We start from the raw sequence: 21,862 nt of genomic DNA on the forward strand, positions 1-21,862 counted from the left end.
GACTAGCGAAATTGCGCGAGGAACCGCAAGTCGTTGTCGAAGAACAGACGCAAGTCGTTCACGCCGTAACGCAGCATGGCCAGACGCTCAACGCCCATGCCGAAGGCAAAGCCCGAGAACTCTTCCGGATCGATCCCGGACATGCGCAGCACGTTGGGGTGAACCATGCCGCAGCCCATCACTTCCAGCCAGCCAGTCTGCTTGCAGACGCGGCAGCCTTTACCGCTGCACATCACGCATTCCATGTCGACTTCTGCGGATGGCTCGGTGAACGGGAAGAATGATGGACGGAAACGCACCGCCAGCTCTTTCTCGAAGAACACTCGCAGGAACTCTTCGATGGTGCCCTTGAGGTCGGCGAAGTTGATGTCGCGATCAACCAGCAGGCCTTCGACCTGGTGGAACATCGGCGAGTGGGTGATATCTGAGTCGCTACGGTACACACGGCCTGGGCAGACAATGCGGATCGGCGGCTTGTTCGCTTCCATGGTGCGGACCTGTACCGGCGAGGTATGGGTGCGCAACAGCATGTTTGCATTGAAATAGAAGGTGTCGTGCATCGACCGGGCCGGGTGATGGCCTGGGATGTTGAGCGCCTCGAAGTTGTGATAGTCGTCTTCGACCTCAGGGCCTTCGGCAATGCCGTAGCCGATGTGGGTGAAGAACTGCTCGATGCGTTCCAGAGTCCGGGTGATCGGATGCAGACCGCCCGAGGCCTGGCCGCGACCAGGCAGGGTTACATCAATGGACTCGGCGGCGAGTTTGGCCGCGAGATCGGCCTCCTCCATGGTCGCCTTGCGCGCATTGAGCACCTCTGTGACACGCTCCTTGGCAACGTTGATCAGCGCGCCGACTTGCGGGCGCTCTTCAGCCGGCAAATTTCCCAGGGTCTTCATCACCTGAGTCAATTCACCCTTTTTGCCAAGGTAGTGAACCCGGATTTGCTCCAGGGCATTGATATCTTCAGCGCTTTGCACAGCCTCAAGAGCTTGAGCGACGAGCGCGTCCAGGTTTTCCATGTACAGACTCCAGATACAAAATAGGGGAAGAGCTTGAAGGCTCTTCCCCTATTTATGACGTTTACCACCTTGGGCTACAGGCGCAGCCCAGGGTGACTGTCGGGGGTACTTAAGCCAAGGTGGCTTTAGCTTTCTCGACAATCGCAGCAAACACCGCTTTTTCGTTCACGGCCAGTTCAGCCAGAACCTTACGGTCGATTTCGATGGACGCTTTTTTCAGGCCAGCGATGAAACGGCTGTAGGACAGACCGTTAACACGTGCACCAGCATTGATACGAGCGATCCACAGAGCGCGGAACTGACGTTTTTTCTGACGACGGTCGCGGTAGGCGTATTGGCCTGCCTTGATTACCGCTTGCTTGGCAACACGGAATACGCGTGAGCGTGCGCCGTAGTAGCCTTTAGCGAGTTTCAGAATTTTTTTGTGACGTTTACGGGCAATGACGCCACGCTTTACACGAGCCATGAGTTACTTCCTCTATTCTTGATCCAAAAATTAACGAAGGCGCAGCATGCGCTCGACTTTTGCCACGTCAGACGGATGCAGCAAGCTGCTACCGCGCAGTTGACGCTTACGCTTGGTCGACATTTTGGTCAGGATGTGGCTCTTGAAAGCGTGCTTGTGCTTGATACCGTTAGCAGTTTTCAGAAACCGCTTAGCAGCACCACTTTTAGTCTTCATCTTTGGCATGTTCGGATACTCCGCATTCAGTTGATAAACATAATCAGAAGGCCTGCCGTGCCCTGTTGATTACTTCTTCTTTTTCGGGGCGATGACCATGATCAGCTGGCGTCCTTCCATCTTAGGATGCTGTTCGACCGAACCGTACTCGAGCAGGTCAGCTTCAACCCGCTTGAGGAGTTCCATCCCCAGCTCCTGGTGGGCCATCTCACGGCCGCGGAATCGCAAGGATACCTTGGCCCTGTCCCCATCACTCAGGAAACGTACCAGGTTGCGCAGTTTTACCTGGTAATCCCCTTCCTCCGTCCCTGGACGAAACTTGATTTCTTTTACTTGAATCTGCTTCTGGTTCTTCTTCGCCGCGGCAACCTGCTTCTTCTTTTCGAAGATCGACTTGCCGTAGTCCATCACCCGGCAAACGGGTGGGATTGCATCGGCGGAGATTTCCACCAGGTCCAACTTGGACTCTTCTGCAATACGAAGCGCTTCATCAATCGAGACGATGCCAATCTGCTCGCCGTCAGCGCCAATTAACCGAACCTCGCGTGCCGAGATATTCTCGTTGATCGGGGCTTTCGGTGCAGCTCGTTTATCTTGTCTCATTTCACGCTTAATAATAATTACTCCGAATCTGGGCGACCACGCCGGGAAACCGCTTGCGCGAGGAACTCAGCGAACTGGGCGACGGGCATCGAGCCCAGGTCAGCACCTTCACGAGTACGCACAGCGACAGTCTGCATCTCGACTTCCCGATCTCCGATAACCAAAAGATAGGGAACCTTGAGCAAAGTATGCTCGCGGATTTTAAAGCCGATCTTTTCATTTCTCAAGTCGGACTTGGCACGAAATCCGCTTTCGTTGAGAGTTTTTTCAACTTCAGCAGCAAAATCCGCCTGTTTATCAGTGATATTCATGATCACTGCCTGAGTCGGAGCCAGCCACGCAGGGAACGCACCCTCGTAGTGCTCGATCAGGATACCGACGAACCGTTCGAACGAGCCGAGGATCGCCCGGTGCAGCATAACCGGGTGTTTACGACTGTTATCTTCGGAGACGTATTCGGCTCCCAAACGGACCGGCAGGTTAAAATCGAGCTGCAAGGTACCACATTGCCAGACACGGCCAAGGCAATCTTTCAACGAGAACTCGATCTTCGGCCCGTAGAAGGCCCCCTCACCCGGCTGCAGATCGTACGCAAGGCCCGCACTGTCTAGCGCTGCGGCCAGGGCCGCTTCGGCGCGATCCCACAGCTCGTCGGAACCGACGCGCTTTTCCGGACGAGTGGACAGCTTCATCTCGACTTCGGTAAAGCCGAAATCACGATAAACGTCCATGGTCAGCTTGATGAACGCGGCGGATTCGGCCTGCATCTGCTCTTCTGTACAGAAGATGTGGGCGTCGTCCTGGGTGAAGCCGCGCACACGCATGATGCCGTGCAGCGCACCCGATGGCTCGTTACGGTGGCAGGCACCGAACTCGGCCAGGCGCATCGGCAACTCGCGATAGCTCTTCAGGCCTTGATTGAACACCTGCACGTGGCATGGGCAGTTCATCGGCTTGATGGCGTAGTCGCGGTTTTCCGACTGGGTGGTGAACATATTGTCGGCGTAGTTGGCCCAGTGCCCGGATTTCTCCCACAGGCTGCGATCAACGACCTGCGGGGTCTTGATCTCCAGGTAACCGTTGTCGCGCTGAACCTTGCGCATGTACTGCTCGAGCACCTGGTACAGGGTCCAGCCGTTCGGGTGCCAGAACACCATGCCCGGCGCTTCTTCCTGGAGGTGGAACAGGTTCAGGCGCTTGCCGATCTTGCGGTGGTCGCGTTTTTCGGCCTCCTCGATGCGCTGGATATAAGCGGCCAGCTGCTTCTTGTCAGCCCAGGCAGTGCCGTAGATGCGTTGCAGTTGCTCGTTCTTCGCGTCGCCGCGCCAGTAGGCACCGGACAGCTTGGTCAGCTTGAACGACTTGAGGAAGCGCGTGTTCGGCACGTGGGGACCACGGCACATGTCGACGTATTCTTCGTGGTAGTACAGGCCCATGGCCTGCTCGTCCGGCATGTCTTCCACCAGGCGCAGCTTGTAGTCTTCGCCACGCGCAGTGAACACGTCGATCACTTCGGCGCGCGGGGTGACTTTCTTGATGACGTCGTAATCTTTTTCGATCAGGGCGTGCATGCGCTGTTCGATAGCGGCCAGATCGTCCGGGGTGAAAGGACGCTCGTAGGCGATGTCGTAATAAAAGCCTTCGTCGATGACCGGGCCGATCACCATCTTCGCAGTCGGATACAGCTGCTTGACCGCATGGCCAATCAAGTGCGCGCAGGAGTGGCGAATGATCTCCAACCCCTCTTGATCCTTGGGCGTGATGATTTGCAGGCTGGCATCGGAGGTGATCAGGTCGCTGGCGTCAACCAGCTTGCCATCGACCTTGCCGGCCACGGTGGCCTTGGCCAGGCCAGCACCAATGGATGCGGCGACCTCGGCTACGGAAACCGAATGATCGAATGAACGTTGACTGCCGTCGGGAAGAGTAATAGTTGGCATGGCGCCTCCTCTCCTAGTGGTGACCCCTACCAAAGGTCACGTGGGTTGGGATGAGCCAGTACAAGATCCAACACCAGGCCGTTCAATGATGAACGCCTGCCTTACAGCGGCAGGAGCCTTTCGGCCAACCGATAATCGAACCACAGTGACTGGAGTGAGCAGAAAAGAAACATGGCAAGGCGGCAAATGGCGCACCCGGAATTAGCCAAGCCAAGGATGCTAGCACAGATGAACGGTCACCGCGCCGGCAGTATCCGCTGCAAAGACAAATTCCAGCCTTTATAGCTGCAAAAGTGAACTTGAGCTGTACGCCACACCTCAAACCCACTGAGAATCGCCGTTCGTCCTCGAATCAAAGGAGCATCCCATGATGCGTTTTACCTCGACCCTTGCTTTCGCCGCTACCCTGAGCCTCCTTTCCCTCGGCGCGCAGGCTGCCGCTCCATCCAATTGGCCAGCCGGTGCCCGTGACAGTTTCGTCAGCGACTGCAGCGCGGCCGCCAGCCAGAACGTAGACGTCAAGACTGCCAAGGCCCACTGCGAATGTGGCGCCGACAAGATCAACGCCGAATTGAGCACTGCGGAAATCAAGGAGCTCATGACTAACCAGAACGCCAGCCCGGAGCTTAAAAACAAAGCAGTCGCGGCTATTTCGTCCTGCAAAGTCGTGAAGAAAAAGTAAGACCGGCCTGGGATCAGACGACCGTTTTGCCAGGAAAACAGCCCGAAAACTGCCATTTCGCACAAATTACGCAGCTTTTACGGCTTTTTTTACCAGCTGATATTTCACGCCGAAGCCCCGTAGATCGGGGCTTTCAGCCGACACAAGTAGCAAACGCAACGCTATTGATTAGCAAACAATGCCTTGGGGGGGCTCCCAAGCCGAACATTTCGACTATGATAGCCCGGTGTGCCCAGTTGGCCTGAGCAGCACAGCACTACTGAAAATATATGTTTCTTGGAGATACACCATGTCTAATCGCCAAACCGGCACCGTTAAATGGTTCAACGATGAAAAAGGCTTCGGCTTCATCACTCCTCAAGGTGGCGGTGACGACCTGTTCGTACACTTCAAAGCTATCGAAAGCGACGGTTTCAAAAGCCTGAAAGAAGGCCAAACCGTTTCCTTCGTGGCTGAGAAAGGCCAAAAGGGTATGCAAGCTGCACAGGTTCGCGGCGAGTAATTCTCCGCTGAGCTAAAAAAACCCCGTCCATGTGACGGGGTTTTTTATGGGCGTTGCAAAAGCCTGGAAACGATCAGCCGCAATTAACGCGCGTGATCACCAGGTTGTCATCGGTGTTCAGGTTCAGGCGGTCGGAGCGGTATTCCAGCGTGATCATATCGTTGGGCTTGAGGATCCGCGCGTTCTGTGCGCCAGCACGGGTACGGGCCTGCTCCAGCAACTGCGGCGAGGCTTTCTGGCCAATGCTGAATTCGGCGGCCTTCGACTCACAGCGGCTATGACCGGCATCGGTCACGGCGGCGTCTTTGGCTGGCTCAGAGGCACCCGGGGTGCTGCAACCCGCCAACGCGAGTGCTGCCAACAAAGTACCGAATGATGCGAGCTTCCAAGGCATGAAGCCTCCTATTGAAAAATGAACAGAGATCGTGCGACAGCGGTCTGGCTGATAGGTTTCAAAACGTAAACCGCCGATAGGTAAGTCTGCCCGACTATCAGCAGGCATTCGCCCGATCAATCGTGACCAAATATGAGCGTAATCAGTAGATGTCGATGTAATCGAACGGCGGCTTCGGCCAGTTCTGCTTCAGCGCATTGAAAATCTGTGTAACCCAGACCTCGTCGCTGGCCGCGACGTTGCCGACGTAACCGGAACCCTTGGCCCAGGTCTCCAGGCGGAACAGCAGGCCATCGATGTCAGTGCCTCCCACCACCCCGGAAGATATGTAGGCAATTCCGGCCCTGGTCACACGCAACTGGGTATGCTCGTCATCACTGGCACTGGCGATCAGTTGACGCACGGCGGCCAGTGTCAGGTTCTCGGGGTTATTCAAATCGATCTGCACGCGGGGTCCCCCGGCAATTAAACAGGGAGACAGTGTCGCACAGCACCTGCTTCATGCCTAAGTAGCAGTGCCAAGCGCCGCGCAAAATGATTAACTGCGCCGGTTAGAGCCGCGTTCCAGCGCATTGCCCAGCATTTCAACCCGTGAGACTTCCATGACCACCGTAACGCTCCAAGCCGACATCAAAGCCAAATGGCCCCAAGGACAAAGCTCCTACAGCCCAGGAAGCCCGGAAGAACTGGCAATCATCGGTATCGACCTGCTGGTCAAGGAACTCGGCACCCAGGCGGCACAGGCATTCATCGGCCAGGTATTCGAAAAATACCCGGCCGATCACATGGGGGCACCAGACCCCGAGCGTGAATAAGAACCGGCTGGCGAACGTCGACCGGGTTACTTCAGGCGTGCCAGGCGCTCGGTGAGCAGATCGAAGAAGCCCTGGGCGTCGCCGTTCTCAACCCAGAACACATTTTTTGTCTGCTTCAGGCCGTCGTACCAATCAACGATGGTCTGGCCGAAGGTCGGGCCTTCGCGGCTGTCCACCACCATATTGGCCTGACGCCCTGTGAACAAGGACGGCTTGAGCAGGTAGGCGATGACAGTGGCGTCATGTACCGGGCCGCCCGGGATGCCGTAGTGTTCCATATCGCCCTTGACGTATTCATTGAGAATATCGCCGACGACCTTGCTCGCGTTGTTATTGATGTCGGCGATCTTCTTCAGGCGCGCCTCGCTGGTCAGCACCTTGTGGGTCACATCCAGCGGCAGGTAGGTCAGCTTGACGCCACTCTTGAGCACAATCTCGGCTGCAATCGGATCGGCGAACAGGTTGAACTCGGCAACCGGGGTGATATTGCCGCCGTTGAAGTGCGCGCCACCCATCACCACCACTTCCTTGATGCCTTGGGTGATTTCCGGGTCCTGGGTCAAGGCCAGCGCCAGGTTGGTCTGCGGACCGAGCATGGCAATGGTGATGCTGTGAGGCTTGGCCGCACGCAGGGTCTTGATCAGGTAATCAACGGCGTTGCCTTCAGCCAGGCCCTTTTTAGGCTCATGGACGGTGACGCCGGAAATACCTTCTTTGCCATGGATGTTCTCGGCATAGATCGGTGTGCGCAACAGCGGCTTGGGTGCTCCGGCGTACACCGGGATTTCTTCACGCCCGGCCCACTCGCGGGCCAGGCGCGCGTTACGCGAGGTCTTGTCCAGGCGTACGTTGCCGGCGACGGTGGTCAGCGCACGAATGTTCAATTCGTCCGGGGAAGCCATGGCGAAGAGCAAGGCTACCACATCGTCGGCACCTGGGTCGGTGTCGATGATCAAGTCGATTTTTTCCGCCGCTTGGGCGCTGGCAGCAGTGAGTGCGGACAAAAGCAGGACACTCCGAAACAGATTTTTCAGGGTTGGCAGACCACGTTGCATAAAACACTCCTTGTCGTTGGGAAACTCTAGAAGGTTACGCCGGAGACCAGCGCGATATTGCAGTAAGGCTGGCACTCGCCGGTACGCACGACAGCGCGCGCGCTACGGCTCAGTTGCTTGAATTGTTCATGGCTGAGCAGACGTCGCTCGCCGAGGGCGGCCTGTTCAGCCAAAGCATCCAGCTCCGTCAGCGCGGGTGGCTGCTTGAGCAGGATTTCTTCCGCCAGCACGTGGCTTTCCACCTGCATTTCACTGAGCACGATACGCAAGGTGCTGATGAAGTCGGGAATGCCCTGGGTCAGCGCCAGGTCGATCAACTCGACCCCGGGCGGCACTGGCAGGCCGGCGTCGCCGATCACCAGGATGTCACCATGGCCCAGGGATGCGATCAAACGCGACAAGGCGATATTGAGCAGAGGGGTCTTTTTCATAAAAGCACAAAACCTTGAACGTCATGCAGCGTAGGAATGGAGGGTTGCGCACCAGCACGGGTGACTGACAAGGCTGCCGCGACCTGGCCGAAACGGATGGCCTCGGCTTCGCTTTTGCCACTGGCCAGTGCTGCGGCAAAACCACCGACAAAGGTATCGCCGGCAGCGGTGGTATCCACCGCCTTGACCTTGGGCGCCACCAGGTGCTCAAAGCCCTGGCCATCGGCAAACAACGCCCCCTGGGCGCCCAGGGTGATGATGACTTTGCCCGCCCCCGCCTTGATCAGGTGGGTCGCCGCGACCTTGGCACTGTCGAGGGAGTCGACTGTCACGCCGCTCAGTGCGCTGGCTTCGCTTTCGTTGGGAATCAGGTAGTCGACCGAGGCGTACCAGTCGGCAGGCAACGGGCCGCTGGCCGGCGCCGGGTTGAGGATCACGGTCTTGCCCAGTTCACGACCGCGCTTGAGGGTATAGCCCACGGTATCCATCGGCACTTCCAGCTGGCAGATAATCACATCGGCGGCCTGCAGCACCGCATCGGACGCCTGCAGTGAGGCGGGGGTCAGCTCGCCGTTGCTGCCGGCAACGATCACGATCGCGTTCTGGCTGCTGTCGTCCACCACAATCAAGGCCACGCCACTGGAACCGTCCACGGTGCTCACCGCCTGGCAATCGATACCTTCCACCAGCAAGGCGCCACGCAGTTCAGTGCCATAGGCATCACTACCGACACAGCCGATCATTGCCACATCGGCCCCCAGTCGCGCCGAGGCCACGGCCTGGTTGGCGCCCTTGCCGCCAGGCACCGTGGAAAACGTCTGGCCGACCAGGGTCTCACCGGCACGGGGCAGCCGATTCGCGCGGGTGACCAGGTCCATGTTCAAGCTGCCTATTACCACTACTTTTGCTGGCATACATCAGTACTCATCAATTCGGTTCAGCGGTATTGGGCGAACACACCGGCGACGGGCGCCGTCGATTCACGCAACACGATGCTCGGCGTCACGATGCGTTGATCGATCGGCAGTTGGGGGGTTGCAATTCGTCGCAGTAAAAGCTCGGCCGCGGTCTCGCCCAGTTGCAGGATCGACTGCCCGACCGTGGTCAGCGCCGGGTACACGTAGCGGCCCATTTGAATGTCATCGAAACCGATCACCGACAGTTCACCGGGCACGCGGATATTGCGCTCCGCCGCCGCGCGCAACACGCCGAAGCCGATCATGTCGTTGCTGGCAAAAATCGCGCTGGGCGGGTTCTGCGCCAGCAATTGCACGGCAGCAGCATAACCGCCGGTGCTGGTGAAGTCGCTTTCCTGGATGCGATTGGCCACCACCGCCACACCGGCCTCATGGAGCGCACGCTGGTAACCCGCCAGGCGCATTTGCGCGACGCGGGTGTGGGCCGGGCCGCCGATGCAGGCGATGTCCCGATGCCCCAGCTCAAGCAAGTGCCGGGTCGCCAGGTAGGCGCCTTCCTCGTGGTCGATGCGTACCAGGTCGACATCGATGCCATCCAGCGCCCGGTCGACAATCACCATGGGCGTGCGCACGGCGCTCAAGCCTGCGGCGAGGCCGCTGTCATCACCGCCTACCGAAGTCACGATCAAGCCATCAACGCGCTTCTCCAGCAACACCCGCAAATAGCTGCGTTGTTTTTCCGCGTTGTCGTCGGAGTTGCAGAGAATCACGCAGTAGCCGTTACGCTCACAATAATCCTCGATGCCCCGGGCCAGCTCGGCAAAATACGGGTTGAGGCTGTTGGGCACCAGCAATCCGATGGTGGCCGTGGTCTTGGCCTTGAGCGAACGCGCGACGGCACTGGGCACGTAGTCGAGTTGCTTGATCGCCGCTTCAACCTTGATCCGTACCGGCTCGCTCACCGGGCGCGTCTTGTTCACCACATGGGACACGGTGGTGTAGGAAATACCTGCAATCGCGGCCACATCCTTGATCGTTGCCATGGTTCAGCCTCGCCGACTGGCACGACGGCTGCGATAAGTATCCAGGACCACGGCAATCACGATCACGGCACCGGTTATGATGCGCTTGGTGGGTTCCGTGGCACCGATCTGCGCCAGGCCGGCGGCCAATACCGAAATAATCAACACACCGAAGAAGGTACTGATCACCGAACCACGCCCGCCCATCAGGCTGGTGCCGCCGATCACCACTGCGGCGATCACTTGCAGCTCGAGGCCGGCACCGGCATTCGGGTCTGCCGCTTCCAGGCGCGAAATCTGGAACAGCGCCGCCACACCGGCCAGCAGGCCCATGAGGCTGAACACCAGGATCTTGTACGGCTTGGGATTGATCCCGGCCAGGCGTACAGCTTCTTCGTTGGTGCCGATACCGATCAGGTAACGACCGAATACGGTGCGGGTCAATACCAGCTGGGCGGCAATGATCACCAGCAAAGCGATGATAAACGACGGCGAAATGCCGAAGGCGATCGGGTTGGACAGCCAGGCAAACGAATCGCCGATATAGGCCGTGCGCGAGCCGGTCATCTGGTACGCGACGCCCCGGGCCATTTCCAACACGCCGAGGGACACGATAAACGAGGGAATGCGCCAGGCCACCGTGATCGAGCCGGTGATAGTGCCGGCCAACGCGGCGCAGCCCATGCCGAGCAAGGCCGCCGGCAAGACACTCCAGCCCCACCCGAGAATCGCCACGCTGACCGCCGATGCCGCCAACGCCAGTACCGAGCCCACCGATAGGTCGATACCGCCGATGATCAGGATGAAGGTCATGCCCACCGCCAGCACCATCAGGTCAGGAATCTGGTTGGCCAGGGTGCTGAACGTGTCATAGGACAGGAAGTGATCACTGAGCACCGAAAACAGCGCGATCATCGCCAGCAATGCACCGGCCAGCCCCAGGTAGGTGCCAAGGCCGTAGAAGTTGCCGCCGGTTTTACCGGGGAAAGTTGTTAGTTTCATGGGGTATCCCTAAGCACTGCGTCGTTGAGCAGCGCATCACGTTTCTGATAGCCGGCAAAGGCGGCGGCAAGCAATTCGTCCTGGGTCCAGCTGTCGCGCTCGAAGGTTTCGATCAAGCGCCCGGCGGACAGCACGCCGATGCGGTCGCAGATCAGCATGAGTTCACGCAGGTCGCTGGACACCACCACCAGCGCCTTGCCCTGGCGAGTCAATTCACCCAGCAAGGCATAAATGTCGAACTTGGCACCGACATCGATGCCGCGGGTGGGCTCGTCGAACAGCATCACCGAGCAGTCGCGCTCCAGCCAGCGGCCGATCACCACTTTCTGCTGGTTGCCACCGGACAGTTCGGACACCAATTGCGCCGGGCTGGAACTGCGGATCCGCATGGCATCGATCTGGCGCTTGGCCAAGGCAGTTTCATCGCGGCTATTAACCAGGCCGCCAGCGGAAATTTCCGGCATGTTGCCCAATGCGATATTCGCACTGATCGACTGGGTCAGCAGCAGCCCTTCGCCCTTGCGGTCTTCGGTGATCAGGGCAATGCCATGACCCACGGCATCCACTGGCGAGCGAATACTCACCACCCGGGCCGGCGAACCCAAAGCCACAGTGCCGCTGTCGGCCAGGTCGGCACCGAAGATAAGCCGCAGTAGCTCTGTACGACCGGCGCCGATCAGGCCGGAGATGCCATAGATCTCACCGGCACGCACTTCAAAGGATACGTCGCGGACCTTGTCCGAGCGGGTCAGGCCCTTCACGGTCAGGGCCGGGCCGCCGAGGCTGCGCGGCCCCAGGTCGATGTGTTCACCCAACTCCCGGCCCACCATCAAGGTGACCAGTTGTTCGCTGTTGTAATTGGCCATCGGCTCGACGCAGACCAGCTTGCCGTCGCGCAGTACCGCAATGCGCTGGGCGACACGGGCCAGTTCTTCGAGCCGGTGCGAAATATAAATGATCGCCACGCCCCGGGCCTGCAGGCGGGTGATTTGCTCAAACAGCATCTCTACTTCGCGGGCCGTGAGCATCGCGGTGGGCTCGTCGAGGATCAGTACATGGCAGTCGCCGATCAGGTTGCGGGCGATCTCGACCATCTGTTGATGGCCGATGCCGAGGCTACCGACCAGAGTGTCCGGGTCGATGGCGTCCAGGCCGACTTGAGCCATGGCCTCGATCGCAGCCTTGCGCAATTGCTTGCGGCTGATCCAGCCACAGTGGCTGGGCAGGTTATCCAGAAACAGGTTTTCAGCGACGGTCAGCGTCGGCAGCAGATTGAGTTCCTGCATGACCATGCGCACGCCCAACGCTTCAGCCTGGGTACGGCTGGCCGGACGGTAATCCTGCCCCTGGAATTGCATGTGCCCGGTGGTCGGGGTGACCAGCCCACCGACGATCTTCGACAAGGTACTCTTGCCCGCGCCGTTTTCACCGGTCAGCGCCAGTACTTCACCCCGGTTAAGCGTGAGGGTAATGTCGGCCAGAACCGGTTGGGCATAGGTCTTACCGATACCGCTGACCGAGAGGACAGCGTTCGGGGCGGAAGATGACATAGGAAAATCTCCAGGCGTCCGCCCAGGACGGGCGGACGCTGTTGGGTGCTGCCAGGATTACTTCTTGAGGACGAGTTCGACCGGGGTTTCGATCATGCCGTCCTTGGCATCGACTTTCTCACCCTTGACCAGCTTGAGGGCGTTCTGGATACCGAACACCGCTTGCTGCGCAGCCGCCTGGTCGGCGGTCGCCAGCACACGACCGTCCTGCAGCATCGGCTTGATGGCGTCGATGTTGTCATAACCCACCACCAGCACCTTACCGGCCTTGCCTGCCGCACGTACGGCGGAGACGGCGCCCAGGGCCATGTTGTCGTTACCGGCCAGCAGCGCCTTGAGGTCCGGGTGTTCGCTGAGCATGGCCGAGGCCACTTTCTGGCCCTGGTCAATTTCCCAGTTGCCGGACTGGGTGGAAACGATCTTCATACCGGCAGCGTCCATCGCATCCTTGAAGCCCGCGGTGCGCTGCTGGGCGTTGGTGGTGGTCGGTACGCCTTCGATAATGCCGACCTTGTCGCCGGCAGCCAGTTGCTTGGCCAGGTAGTCGCCCACCAGTTTGGCGCCTTTGCGGTTGTCGGGGCCGACGAAGGGAATATCGAGGTTTTTGCTTTTCAGCACGTCCGGGTCCAGGCGGTTATCGATGTTGACGATCTTGATCCCGGCTTTAGAGGCATCCTCCAGCACTTTTACCAGGGCCTTGGAATCAGCAGGCGCGATAACGATGGCATTGACCTTGGCCAGGATCATCTGCTTGACGATACCGATTTGCGCGCTGGTATCGGTTTCGTCCTTGATGCCGTTGGTGATCATGTCGAAATCGGCGGCGTGGTCTTTCTGATACGCCTTGGCACCGTCCTGCATGGTCACGAAAAATTCGTTGGCGAGGGACTTCATCACCAGGCCGACCTTGGGTTTGGCGGCAGCGTCATCAGCGAATGCAGGGGAGAAAGGTAAGGCGGCGGATGCGGCAGCAAGCACAGCGACAGCAAGAAGACGTCCGGCGAATGGCAGCTTCATGGGTTCACTCCGATCTTATGATTATTGTGAGCAACGCGTGCACCGAAGTGTGCTTCGGCGGCCCTCCCACCCGGGTGGCTGATACGAGCTGACAGGAGACTCTAATGAGGGTCTCGTGAAACATCTCGCAAACGTTTGCGTTAGCCAAACTATGAGAACCTTGTCGAGATTTGTCAACGGTAGAACATGGCCTTTCATGCAAGACCTACAGCCCCGGCTCTCCCGTCCTGCGAAGGCCGCTCCTAAACATCTGCCACGTTCGGTCGTTCTCTGAAACGACAGGTTTGGCGCGGCACTCAGGATTCTTTCGTCATAACTTTCGGACAACCGAACGCCACACCCCAGGTTGTTCGGAAAGCCGGACACCCAGCAAGCAAAACCTCATCGCTCAATCAGTAAAAATTTATATATATCAACAAGTTAATTTATATGCTCGAACATATTCGGCATGGTACAGATCCTGCTCCTACACAGCGCCTGGAGGCATTCAGCAATGCCCAGGTGTTCTAGATGAACCTGCTACAGCACTCATCAAAAACCAGAGAGAAAAATAATGAAATCTGCATTGAAGAACTTTGTTCCGGGGGCGTTGGCCCTTCTGCTGCTGTTCCCCGTTGCCGCCCAGGCAAAGGAGGTTGAATCCAAGACCAAACTGTCCAACGTGGTGATCCTCGCCACCGGCGGCACCATTGCCGGCGCGGGCGCCAGCGCCGCCAACAGTGCGACGTACCAGGCTGCCAAAGTCGGTATCGAGCAATTGATCGCCGGAGTTCCTGAGCTTAGCCAGATCGCCAATGTGCGTGGCGAGCAAGTGATGCAAATTGCGTCCGAAAGCATCAACAACGAGAACCTGCTGCAACTGGGTCGCCGCGTCGCCGAACTGGCCGACAGCAAGGACGTGGACGGCATCGTGATCACCCACGGTACCGACACCCTGGAAGAGACCGCCTACTTCCTGAACCTGGTGGAAAAAACCGACAAGCCTATCGTGGTGGTCGGCTCCATGCGCCCAGGCACCGCCATGTCGGCCGACGGCATGCTCAACCTGTACAACGCCGTCGCCGTGGCCGGCAGCAAGGATGCACGCGGAAAAGGCGTACTGGTGACCATGAACGACGAGATCCAATCGGGTCGCGACGTCAGCAAGATGATCAATATCAAGACCGAAGCCTTCAAGAGCCCATGGGGCCCGCTGGGCATGGTCGTTGAAGGCAAGTCCTACTGGTTCCGCCTGCCGGCCAAGCGTCACACCATGGACTCGGAATTCGACATCAAGAACATCAAGAGCCTGCCCGATGTTGAAATCGCCTACGGCTACGGTAACGTGAGCGACACCGCCTACAAGGCACTGGCCCAGGCTGGCGCCAAAGCCATCATCCACGCCGGCACCGGCAATGGTTCGGTGTCGTCCAAAGTGGTTCCTGCGCTGGTGGAATTGCGCAAGCAAGGTGTGCAGATCATCCGTTCTTCCCACGTGAATGCCGGGGGCATGGTGCTGCGTAATGCCGAACAGCCGGACGACAAGTACGACTGGGTCGCCGCCCTCGACCTGAACCCGCAGAAAGCGCGGATTCTGGCGATGGTCGCCCTGACCAAGACCCAGGACAGCAAAGAACTGCAACGGATGTTCTGGGAATATTGATTCCTATTGGCATCTCTGTAGAGGCGGGTTTACCCGCCTCTACTTCATGTGTAAATCCCGCAACCAACACCTCCCCGCCTTACACCAACTCGCCTAAACCGCCGTCAGACGAACTTATTGAATTTTAAGCAGTTGCGAAATTGCCTACAGTTAAATACTGTATGCACGTACAGCTTATTAAGGAACACTCCGTGGCAAAGTCCTCTTCCGTAGCCCTAACCCCACCTGATGCCTACGAACGCCTGGCCATTCGTGTGCAAAAGATCATCAACTCCACCAACGCTCAAAAAGCCAAGGCAGCCTTGATCTTCCGCTTGCCGGACGAGCCAGAAGACGAGTGGCAGCGCTTGCTGGAGGAAATCGCGGAGAACGACAACGTCACCCTCGCCTATCGGGATGACGGCGGCGTGCAGATTTTCTGGGTTGTGCCGAAGGAAGATTGATTCAATGAGTGCCCGTTTTATTGCTGTGTGCTGCCTGCTTTTTGCTGTCACTGCCCATGCCCAGGCGCCCCGAACCTTCAGCGAAGCCAAAAAGGTTGCCTGGAAGTTGTACGCGCCACAATCCACCGAGTTCTATTGCGGCTGCAAATACACCGGCAACCGCGTTGACCTGAAAGCCTGCGGCTACATCCCACGCAAAAACGCCAACCGTGCCGCGCGCATCGAGTGGGAGCACATTGTTCCAGCCTGGCAGATCGGCCATCAGCGCCAGTGCTGGCAAGACGGTGGACGCAAGAACTGCACCCGCCATGACGACGTATTCAAGCGTGCCGAAGCGGATCTGCACAACCTGGTGCCGAGCATCGGCGAGGTCAATGGAGATCGAAGTAACTTCAGTTTTGGCTGGCTGCCGGTGCAAAGCGGGCAATACGGTTCGTGCCTGACCCAGGTGGATTTCAAGGCCAAGAAGGTCATGCCGCGCCCGTCCATTCGCGGGATGATCGCACGCACGTATTTCTACATGAGCAAGCAGTACGGCTTGCGCCTGTCGAAACAGGATCGCCAGTTGTACGAAGCCTGGAACAAGACCTATCCGGTACAAGCCTGGGAGCGCCAGCGGAACCAGACGGTGGCGTGCGTGATGGGGCGCGGCAATGAGTTTGTCGGCCCGGTTAACCTGAAAGCCTGCGGTTGAACAGGGGCGGCACTGCCGCCCAATCAGCGGTTACTGCGCGGTCTTGTGCTCGATGATCTCGGACACCGTGTCGGTTTTCTTGGCCCGCGCCATCTTCTCGTTGAGCAGCGTCTGCTTGGCTTCGGCCTCGGCCCTGGTTGCAAATGGCCCCAGCAGCACTTCGTCCTTGCCGTCGACCTTCACGATGTAAAAACTGAACCCGTGTTCGAGCAACCAGGCGGTCAGGTCGGTGATTGCCTGCAGCTTATGGTCCGGCGGGCCTACTCGCAGGTCCCATTCCTGGGCAGCAATCGCGCCGGTTTGTGGCTGGCTTTCGGTTACGGCAGGCTTGGCCTTGGCGGCATCGACGCTTTTGCCTTCACCGCAACCGGCCAATGCCAACACCGCAATTGCCATCGCTACTTTACGCACTGCCCTGCTCCTTCAACGGATAAAGAGGCGACTTTATCATTCACTGTCTATTCTGGCCGTCATAAACATTGGCTTAAACAATGCGAATGATGTATCCCAGACCTGTATGATGCCGCCATGGGAATTAATGTCGCCTCTATGCGTCCTAAAAGAGGCAGTCACAGGGACGCGCTTAGCAGTAAGCTACACACATACGACACCTGCCCTGTCTGAAACATGTGTCCTTAAAAGTAATCAAGGAGAAGTCCATGCTTATACTCACCCGCAAAGTCGGTGAAAGCATAAACATCGGTGATGACATTACGATCACCATCCTGGGCGTCAGCGGCCAGCAAGTACGAATCGGCATCAACGCACCCAAGGATGTTGCCGTGCATCGCGAGGAGATTTACCAGCGCATCCAGGCCGGCCTGTCCGCTCCGGACAAAAACCAGACGCCTTGAAGCGCCCTCAGTAGCCAGCCCTTTCGTTCACTGTAACGGCTGGCGAAAACCTCATCGGTCTGCTTTTGTCTGTGTCGCGCGAAGCGCTTTTTGCCGCATGCCCATCCATGCATCAAGATGAAACTATCTTCACGCCTGGAACTTATTACACCCTTTGCAACCGAATCCTCTGACTGATACCCCGCCATCCGTGTGCACTTAGGAGCACGTCGATGCTGCCAGGCAATGCCCAGCCATTTTTCTCCAGATCTTGGATGATCGCCCTGCTGACGGGGCTGGTCTTTGTCGGCTTGGAATATGGACTGAAGCTTGAAATAGAGGGCGCCGAAGCGCCCCGTTCGCGGCTGGACCTGGTACTCCTGCTGTGTGGCTACCTGTTCATGTTCTGCCTCAAGCCCATCCAGATGGCCGTGCAGCGCAAGTTGTGCCAACGCATCGTGCGCAAAACCGTACGCTGACGCCCACCCCCGATTCGCTTTCAGATCGCTGGTATTTACAGCCTCGCAGCAGGACCTATCCTTGGGTGTGTTTGCACAGTCAGTAGAAGGTGCCGGTACAGATGGACACGCTCACTAAAACCCAAATCGAATCTGAATTGGCAGCCCGCCTGCCCAGCTACACGGTCACCTGTACGCTGCACGCCGACGGCACCCTCTCGGCCGTGCTCAGCGGTCCGGAAACCGATCACTTTGCAATCACCGGAATCGTGCGCGCGCATTATCGCGGTGCCGAAGCGATTGCCCGGCTCGCCAACGAGATTCTCAGGGAGATGGTGCTGTCACGCCAAGGCATGCGCAGTGATCGAATGCAGGCGTCGCCTGATCCAGCCACCCGCGAAACAGGCCGAGTCCGGTAGCCGGCTCGGCCTTGCTGCGTCAGCCCGTCGCGCGCGCCAAGTACAGCAAGCCATCAGCGCTGCGTTGCACCTGCAGCTGTTCATACCCATCGATCGAAGGATGCTCCGTCGCCATGGGCTTGAGGTGCGTCGAGGTCACGACCATCACATCCGCTCCAGCCGCCTCCCCTGCACGGATGCCCACCGCCGCATCCTCAAACACCAGGCAATCCTGCGTCGACACCCCCAGGCGCTGCGCACCGAGCACATAACACGCAGGGTTCGGCTTGCCGATAGCCACGTCTTCAGCCGTGACCAGCACCGCTGGCGGCGTAATACCCGCCGCTTGCAGTCGACGCAACGCGAGTTCCCTGGGTGCAGAGGTGACCAGCGCCCACTGATCGCCGGGCAAGCGGTTCAGAAACTCGACGGCCCCGGCAATCGCAACGACACCTTGCACATCATTGATTTCAGCCTCGGTAATCCACTGCGCTTCAACCTCCGGGTCGACGCCGGGCAAGGCCTGGCGCGTGATGGTGTCGATCGCCCGGGCGCCATGGATGGTGGCCAGGAACGTCGCCACCTCCAGCCCATGGCGTTCAGCCCAGATACTCCATACCCGCTCGGCGGCGGCAATCGAATTGAGCAGAGTCCCATCCATATCGAACAGAAAGGCGCGGTAAGGGCGGGCAAATACGGCTGAACCTCGGATGGACACTGCGGGGTTTCCTCGTGAGCTGAAACGAATAATCGACGCAATGCAATCTACGGATCACCCGGCGGCTTGTAAACGCCAACGACGCCGGCAATAACACGGCAGGTCGAGCGCCATGCGGTCGACACCGCCAGCTCAATCGAGGGCGCCATTGAGGACTTCGTAGATGATGCCCGTCGCGATGGCCACCAGTATCAAGTCGGTGCCCGCCTGCTGCCACTCGTATCCCTCGTAATGGGGCAAGCGGCCCAACAAACGCCCGTCCAGCTTCTTGGCAATGCCCGGCGGCAGCGGCTTGCCGCGGGCCAGGTTCTTCTGGATGCCTGGCGGCAAGGCGGGCCCAGGGCTCCAGTAGTCGCGATAACCGCCCAACACATTCAGCACGCTGCCACGGTCGACGCTGGGGCCATGACTGCCTGCTACACCTTTGCCCTTGGGCTTGTCATGCTCCTGTCCGCCGTGACCATTGCCTTTATCGTTGCCTTGCCCCTTGCCATTGCCTGGGTCAGCCAGGGCCATACCGCCAGCGGCAAACAACACAAGCGAAAGCGCAACAGATACGAATTTCGGGCACTTGATCATGGCGATAATCCAACACAGGAATGTAGCTGAACTGTAGTCGAGGTTATCGCACCCCGGGGGACGTCAACTCACCTGACCACCCACTTCCAGCACATCCACCGGGGTATTCCACGCCGCCGACACCGCGATGCGCAGCCCATCGACAAGGCCCGCGCCAAGATCCCTCGACACGTGGATAAAACCACTGCGTACACCGGTGCCCGCGAGTTCGTGCTGCAAGCGGTAGAACACCTGGTTGCACACGAATGTACCCGCCGTCTGCGATACCGACACCGCAATCCCTGCTTCGCGCACCGCCCTGGCCATGGCCTTGATCGGCAGCGTCGAAAAGTACGCCGCCGGGCCGCCGACCACCACCGCCGTGTCGATGGGTTGCTCCCCCAGATTATCGGGGATGCGTGCATCGTTGACGTTGATCGCCACCCGCTCGATGGATATTTCGCTGCGCCCGGGGGCCAACCCAGTGGCGATGACCATCGCCGGACGCAGTTCACTGATCAGTTGGAGCAGGCACTCACCCGCCGTGGCAAACGCACAGGGCAATCGGCGCGCAACAATCCGCACATCATCGTCGAGTTGCACGCCATCCAACTGGCGCACCGCTTCCCAGGAAGGATTCACCAGGTCTTGATCAAAGGGCTCGAACCCCGTCAGCAATACAGTTCGCATCGTCGCCTCACATCAACACATAAAGCAGGACAATATTGACCACCAGCATCATCAACGCGGTCGGCAGTTGCGCCTTGATCACCGCGTTCTTGTCCGGCAACTCCAGCAACGCCGCCGGCACGATATTGAAGTTGGCCGCCATCGGCGTCATCAGCGTACCGCAGTAGCCGGAGAACATACCGATGGCGGCCATCACCGCCGGGTTACCGCCGTAGATACCCACCAGCACCGGCACGCCGACGCCCCCGGTCATCACCGGGAACGCCGCGAAGCCATTGCCCATGATCACCGTAAACAGCGCCATGCCCAGCACGTACACCATGACCGCCACCAACTTGAAATCCAGGTTGATGTAGGTGGTGGTGACATGGGCGACAGCCGTGCCGACACCGGCTTCATTGAACAGCAGGCCAAGCATCGCCAGCATCTGCGGCAGCACCATGGCCCAGCCCAGGGCCTCGGTGAGTCGCCGGGATTCGCGCAAGGCTTGCACCGGGGTATCACGGGTCAGCCAGCACGCCAGGCCGAGGGCGATCAGGCAGCCGATGCCGAGGGACACGAAGGTGGTGTTTTTCGGATCCAGCAGCGGTACCCCGCCAATCTCGGTGTGCTTGAGCAAGACCGAACCGATCACGGTGGTCAGGGGGATCGCCAGCGCCGGGATAAACAGCTTGTGCCCGAGGCGGCCGGCACTGGCGCGCGAAGCCTTGTCATGCAACTCAGCATGGGTGCCACGGCCGACGCCGCCCAGGCCGGCGATCAGCGCCATCACCACCACTCCCGCACCGACCACCACCGAGGGCAGGCGCTCCCCCACCAGGAACGGGATGGCAAACAGCAGCCAGAACAGTGCGCTGGACCAGCGCTTGGGATGGCTTCGATCCAACAGGATCATGCCGGCGGTGATCAGCAGCAGGATCCCGGCGAGCCAGTACAGGTATTGGATAGAGATGATCATTGCGCGGCCTCCACAGGGTTCGCGGCGGTCGTCATCTCGCGGGTCAGTCTTCGGTCAAACCGATGAAGTCGGAGCGCGTGAATGATAAAGGCGCAAATCGCCGTAGGAATGCCCCACACCGCAATGTGCAGCGGCTCCACATCAATCCCCGAACCGAGCAGGAAGGTATGCATCAAGGCAATCGCACCAAAGGCGACGAAGATGTCCTCACCAAAAAACAGGCCGACGTTATCGGTGGCCGCACACATGGCCAACACCTTGTGACGCAGTTTGTCCGGCAGTTTGCCGTAGCGCTTTTCCGCCGCGCCTTCGGCCATCGGTGCCAGCAGTGGGCGCACCATCTGCGGGTGCCCGCCGAGGCTGGTCAAGCCCATGGCTGCGGTGGATTCGCGCACAAACAGATAGATGATCAGCAGGCGTCCGACCGTGGCGCGCTCAAACCGCGCAATCCAGTTCTGCGCGTGCAGGCGCAAGCCGTGGCGCTCCAGCAGACCGATGACGGCGAGGGGCAACAACAGGATCAATTGCAGGGCGCGAGTCTGTAGGAAACCATCCCCCATAGTGGCGAGGATTTTCTCCAGCGGGAAGTGGGCAGCGAGCCCGGTGGCGATAGCTGCGGCGGTGACCACCAACAGCGGGTTGAAACGCAAAACAAAGCCAACCACGATCACAAGTACGCCGATCAACGGCCATAAGTTCACAACAGTTTGCATGGCGGAGAGGTCCTTAAGTGCGCGCTGCGGCGCCATTACAGCAGGATGTGAACAAAGGGTTCACAGCAGGAAGTGGCGTGCAGTCGGCTCGGTTTTTTATTGTTGGCCCGTCAGGGCGAGCGTCAG

General features: G+C 58.9%; 29 protein-coding genes. 9 read left to right on the forward strand and 20 right to left on the reverse strand.

Going from position 1 to position 21,862, the window contains the following annotated elements; translation table 11 throughout:
• Window positions 1-2 precede the first annotated feature (2 nt).
• The 5 genes from pheS to thrS form a co-directional block, all read right to left on the reverse strand.
• The gene (pheS, locus tag B9N88_RS29390; protein ID WP_017737822.1) at window positions 3-1,019 is read right to left on the reverse strand and encodes a phenylalanine--tRNA ligase subunit alpha; all 1,017 of its coding nucleotides are present in this window, start codon (window positions 1,017-1,019) and stop codon (window positions 3-5) included.
• Between the two features lie 109 nt (window positions 1,020-1,128).
• Window positions 1,129-1,485: a 50S ribosomal protein L20 gene (gene rplT, locus B9N88_RS29395; protein WP_003174975.1), complete on the reverse strand. Its 357-nt coding sequence runs from the start codon at window positions 1,483-1,485 to the stop codon at window positions 1,129-1,131.
• A gap of 30 nt (window positions 1,486-1,515) precedes the next feature.
• Entirely contained in the window at window positions 1,516-1,710 is a 195-nt protein-coding gene (rpmI, locus tag B9N88_RS29400; RefSeq protein ID WP_002553160.1) for a 50S ribosomal protein L35, read from the reverse strand.
• A 60-nt stretch (window positions 1,711-1,770) separates the two neighbouring features.
• Window positions 1,771-2,322, reverse strand: coding sequence for a translation initiation factor IF-3 (gene infC / locus B9N88_RS29405; RefSeq protein WP_015884933.1), 552 nt, complete (start codon window positions 2,320-2,322; stop codon window positions 1,771-1,773).
• Window positions 2,322-4,244: a threonine--tRNA ligase gene (gene thrS, locus B9N88_RS29410; RefSeq protein WP_027604110.1), complete on the reverse strand. Its 1,923-nt coding sequence runs from the start codon at window positions 4,242-4,244 to the stop codon at window positions 2,322-2,324. The genes infC and thrS overlap by 1 nt, the downstream gene beginning before the upstream one ends.
• A gap of 367 nt (window positions 4,245-4,611) precedes the next feature.
• On the opposite strand from thrS, the gene B9N88_RS29415 reads away from it, so the two are divergent.
• Together B9N88_RS29415 and B9N88_RS29420 are read left to right on the forward strand one after the other, a co-directional pair.
• Window positions 4,612-4,926: a hypothetical protein gene (locus tag B9N88_RS29415; protein WP_027604109.1), complete on the forward strand. Its 315-nt coding sequence runs from the start codon at window positions 4,612-4,614 to the stop codon at window positions 4,924-4,926.
• 289 nt (window positions 4,927-5,215) lie between these two features.
• Complete coding sequence (locus tag B9N88_RS29420) at window positions 5,216-5,428, forward strand: cold-shock protein (protein ID WP_003234260.1); 213 nt, start codon at window positions 5,216-5,218, stop codon at window positions 5,426-5,428.
• A 73-nt stretch (window positions 5,429-5,501) separates the two neighbouring features.
• Here the strand turns inward: B9N88_RS29420 and B9N88_RS29425 are convergent, their stop codons facing one another.
• Window positions 5,502-5,822 carry an I78 family peptidase inhibitor gene (locus B9N88_RS29425; RefSeq protein ID WP_027604108.1) on the reverse strand — a complete coding sequence of 107 codons (321 nt, stop codon included), beginning with the start codon at window positions 5,820-5,822 and terminating at the stop codon, window positions 5,502-5,504.
• 142 nt (window positions 5,823-5,964) lie between these two features.
• Window positions 5,965-6,270 (reverse strand): hypothetical protein, encoded by a 306-nt coding sequence (locus B9N88_RS29430; protein WP_027604107.1) that lies wholly within the window; start codon window positions 6,268-6,270, stop codon window positions 5,965-5,967.
• Between the two features lie 154 nt (window positions 6,271-6,424).
• Here B9N88_RS29430 and B9N88_RS29435 point away from each other — a divergent pair, with 154 nt between their 5' ends.
• A complete protein-coding gene (locus B9N88_RS29435) occupies window positions 6,425-6,637 on the forward strand; it encodes a hypothetical protein (RefSeq protein WP_027604106.1) in 213 nt (70 codons plus the stop codon).
• 26 nt (window positions 6,638-6,663) lie between these two features.
• Here the strand turns inward: B9N88_RS29435 and B9N88_RS29440 are convergent, their stop codons facing one another.
• Genes B9N88_RS29440 through B9N88_RS29470 form a run of 7 tightly spaced genes read right to left on the reverse strand, consistent with a single transcriptional unit; the run spans window position 6,664 to window position 13,631 of the window.
• Complete coding sequence (locus B9N88_RS29440) at window positions 6,664-7,692, reverse strand: nucleoside hydrolase (protein ID WP_027604105.1); 1,029 nt, start codon at window positions 7,690-7,692, stop codon at window positions 6,664-6,666.
• Between the two features lie 26 nt (window positions 7,693-7,718).
• Window positions 7,719-8,123, reverse strand: coding sequence for a D-ribose pyranase (gene rbsD, locus B9N88_RS29445; protein ID WP_027604104.1), 405 nt, complete (start codon window positions 8,121-8,123; stop codon window positions 7,719-7,721).
• Window positions 8,120-9,037, reverse strand: coding sequence for a ribokinase (rbsK, locus tag B9N88_RS29450; RefSeq protein WP_027604103.1), 918 nt, complete (start codon window positions 9,035-9,037; stop codon window positions 8,120-8,122). Before rbsK ends, rbsD begins: the two co-directional genes overlap by 4 nt.
• A 23-nt stretch (window positions 9,038-9,060) precedes the next feature.
• Complete coding sequence (locus B9N88_RS29455) at window positions 9,061-10,083, reverse strand: LacI family DNA-binding transcriptional regulator (protein WP_027604102.1); 1,023 nt, start codon at window positions 10,081-10,083, stop codon at window positions 9,061-9,063.
• Window positions 10,084-10,086: 3 nt separating this feature from the next.
• Window positions 10,087-11,064 (reverse strand): ABC transporter permease, encoded by a 978-nt coding sequence (locus B9N88_RS29460; RefSeq protein WP_027604101.1) that lies wholly within the window; start codon window positions 11,062-11,064, stop codon window positions 10,087-10,089.
• On the reverse strand, window positions 11,061-12,614 hold the full coding sequence (locus B9N88_RS29465; protein WP_027604100.1) for a sugar ABC transporter ATP-binding protein: 1,554 nt from the start codon (window positions 12,612-12,614) through the stop codon (window positions 11,061-11,063). Before B9N88_RS29465 ends, B9N88_RS29460 begins: the two co-directional genes overlap by 4 nt.
• Before the next feature lie 57 nt (window positions 12,615-12,671).
• Window positions 12,672-13,631: a sugar ABC transporter substrate-binding protein gene (locus B9N88_RS29470; protein WP_027604099.1), complete on the reverse strand. Its 960-nt coding sequence runs from the start codon at window positions 13,629-13,631 to the stop codon at window positions 12,672-12,674.
• A gap of 553 nt (window positions 13,632-14,184) precedes the next feature.
• Here B9N88_RS29470 and B9N88_RS29475 point away from each other — a divergent pair.
• The 3 genes from B9N88_RS29475 to B9N88_RS29485 all read left to right on the forward strand — a co-directional run bounded on the left by B9N88_RS29475 (window position 14,185) and on the right by B9N88_RS29485 (window position 16,410).
• Entirely contained in the window at window positions 14,185-15,273 is a 1,089-nt protein-coding gene (locus B9N88_RS29475; RefSeq protein WP_010209102.1) for an asparaginase, read from the forward strand.
• Window positions 15,274-15,464: 191 nt separating this feature from the next.
• Window positions 15,465-15,716, forward strand: a complete 252-nt coding sequence (locus tag B9N88_RS29480; RefSeq protein WP_027604098.1) for a DUF1654 domain-containing protein — start codon at window positions 15,465-15,467, stop codon at window positions 15,714-15,716.
• A gap of 4 nt (window positions 15,717-15,720) precedes the next feature.
• Window positions 15,721-16,410, forward strand: coding sequence for an endonuclease (locus B9N88_RS29485; protein WP_027604097.1), 690 nt, complete (start codon window positions 15,721-15,723; stop codon window positions 16,408-16,410).
• A gap of 30 nt (window positions 16,411-16,440) precedes the next feature.
• On the opposite strand, the gene B9N88_RS29490 is transcribed toward B9N88_RS29485, so the two are convergent.
• Window positions 16,441-16,806, reverse strand: coding sequence for a hypothetical protein (locus tag B9N88_RS29490; protein ID WP_043293337.1), 366 nt, complete (start codon window positions 16,804-16,806; stop codon window positions 16,441-16,443).
• 263 nt (window positions 16,807-17,069) lie between these two features.
• Between B9N88_RS29490 and csrA the strand changes: the two genes are divergently transcribed.
• The 3 genes from csrA (at window position 17,070) to B9N88_RS29505 (ending at window position 18,120) form a co-directional block, all read left to right on the forward strand.
• Window positions 17,070-17,264: a carbon storage regulator CsrA gene (gene csrA, locus B9N88_RS29495; protein ID WP_027604095.1), complete on the forward strand. Its 195-nt coding sequence runs from the start codon at window positions 17,070-17,072 to the stop codon at window positions 17,262-17,264.
• Between the two features lie 212 nt (window positions 17,265-17,476).
• Window positions 17,477-17,722, forward strand: a complete 246-nt coding sequence (locus B9N88_RS29500) for a hypothetical protein (RefSeq protein ID WP_027604094.1) — start codon at window positions 17,477-17,479, stop codon at window positions 17,720-17,722.
• A 101-nt stretch (window positions 17,723-17,823) separates the two neighbouring features.
• Window positions 17,824-18,120: a hypothetical protein gene (locus tag B9N88_RS29505; protein ID WP_027604093.1), complete on the forward strand. Its 297-nt coding sequence runs from the start codon at window positions 17,824-17,826 to the stop codon at window positions 18,118-18,120.
• A 19-nt stretch (window positions 18,121-18,139) separates the two neighbouring features.
• On the opposite strand, the gene B9N88_RS29510 is transcribed toward B9N88_RS29505, so the two are convergent.
• The 5 genes from B9N88_RS29510 to B9N88_RS29530 form a co-directional block, all read right to left on the reverse strand.
• Complete coding sequence (locus B9N88_RS29510) at window positions 18,140-18,817, reverse strand: HAD-IA family hydrolase (protein WP_027604092.1); 678 nt, start codon at window positions 18,815-18,817, stop codon at window positions 18,140-18,142.
• Between the two features lie 132 nt (window positions 18,818-18,949).
• Window positions 18,950-19,396 carry an anti-virulence regulator CigR family protein gene (locus B9N88_RS29515; RefSeq protein ID WP_027604091.1) on the reverse strand — a complete coding sequence of 149 codons (447 nt, stop codon included), beginning with the start codon at window positions 19,394-19,396 and terminating at the stop codon, window positions 18,950-18,952.
• Between the two features lie 63 nt (window positions 19,397-19,459).
• Window positions 19,460-20,065 (reverse strand): pyroglutamyl-peptidase I, encoded by a 606-nt coding sequence (pcp, locus tag B9N88_RS29520; protein WP_027604090.1) that lies wholly within the window; start codon window positions 20,063-20,065, stop codon window positions 19,460-19,462.
• A gap of 7 nt (window positions 20,066-20,072) precedes the next feature.
• Window positions 20,073-21,023 (reverse strand): DUF979 domain-containing protein, encoded by a 951-nt coding sequence (locus tag B9N88_RS29525; protein WP_027604089.1) that lies wholly within the window; start codon window positions 21,021-21,023, stop codon window positions 20,073-20,075.
• On the reverse strand, window positions 21,020-21,736 hold the full coding sequence (locus tag B9N88_RS29530) for a DUF969 domain-containing protein (RefSeq protein ID WP_027604088.1): 717 nt from the start codon (window positions 21,734-21,736) through the stop codon (window positions 21,020-21,022). The genes B9N88_RS29525 and B9N88_RS29530 overlap by 4 nt, the downstream gene beginning before the upstream one ends.
• Between the last annotated feature and the right edge of the window lie 126 nt (window positions 21,737-21,862).

The sequence above is a fragment of the Pseudomonas sp. LAMO17WK12:I1 genome, assembly GCF_900177315.1.
GTDB lineage: Bacteria > Pseudomonadota > Gammaproteobacteria > Pseudomonadales > Pseudomonadaceae > Aquipseudomonas > Aquipseudomonas marginalis.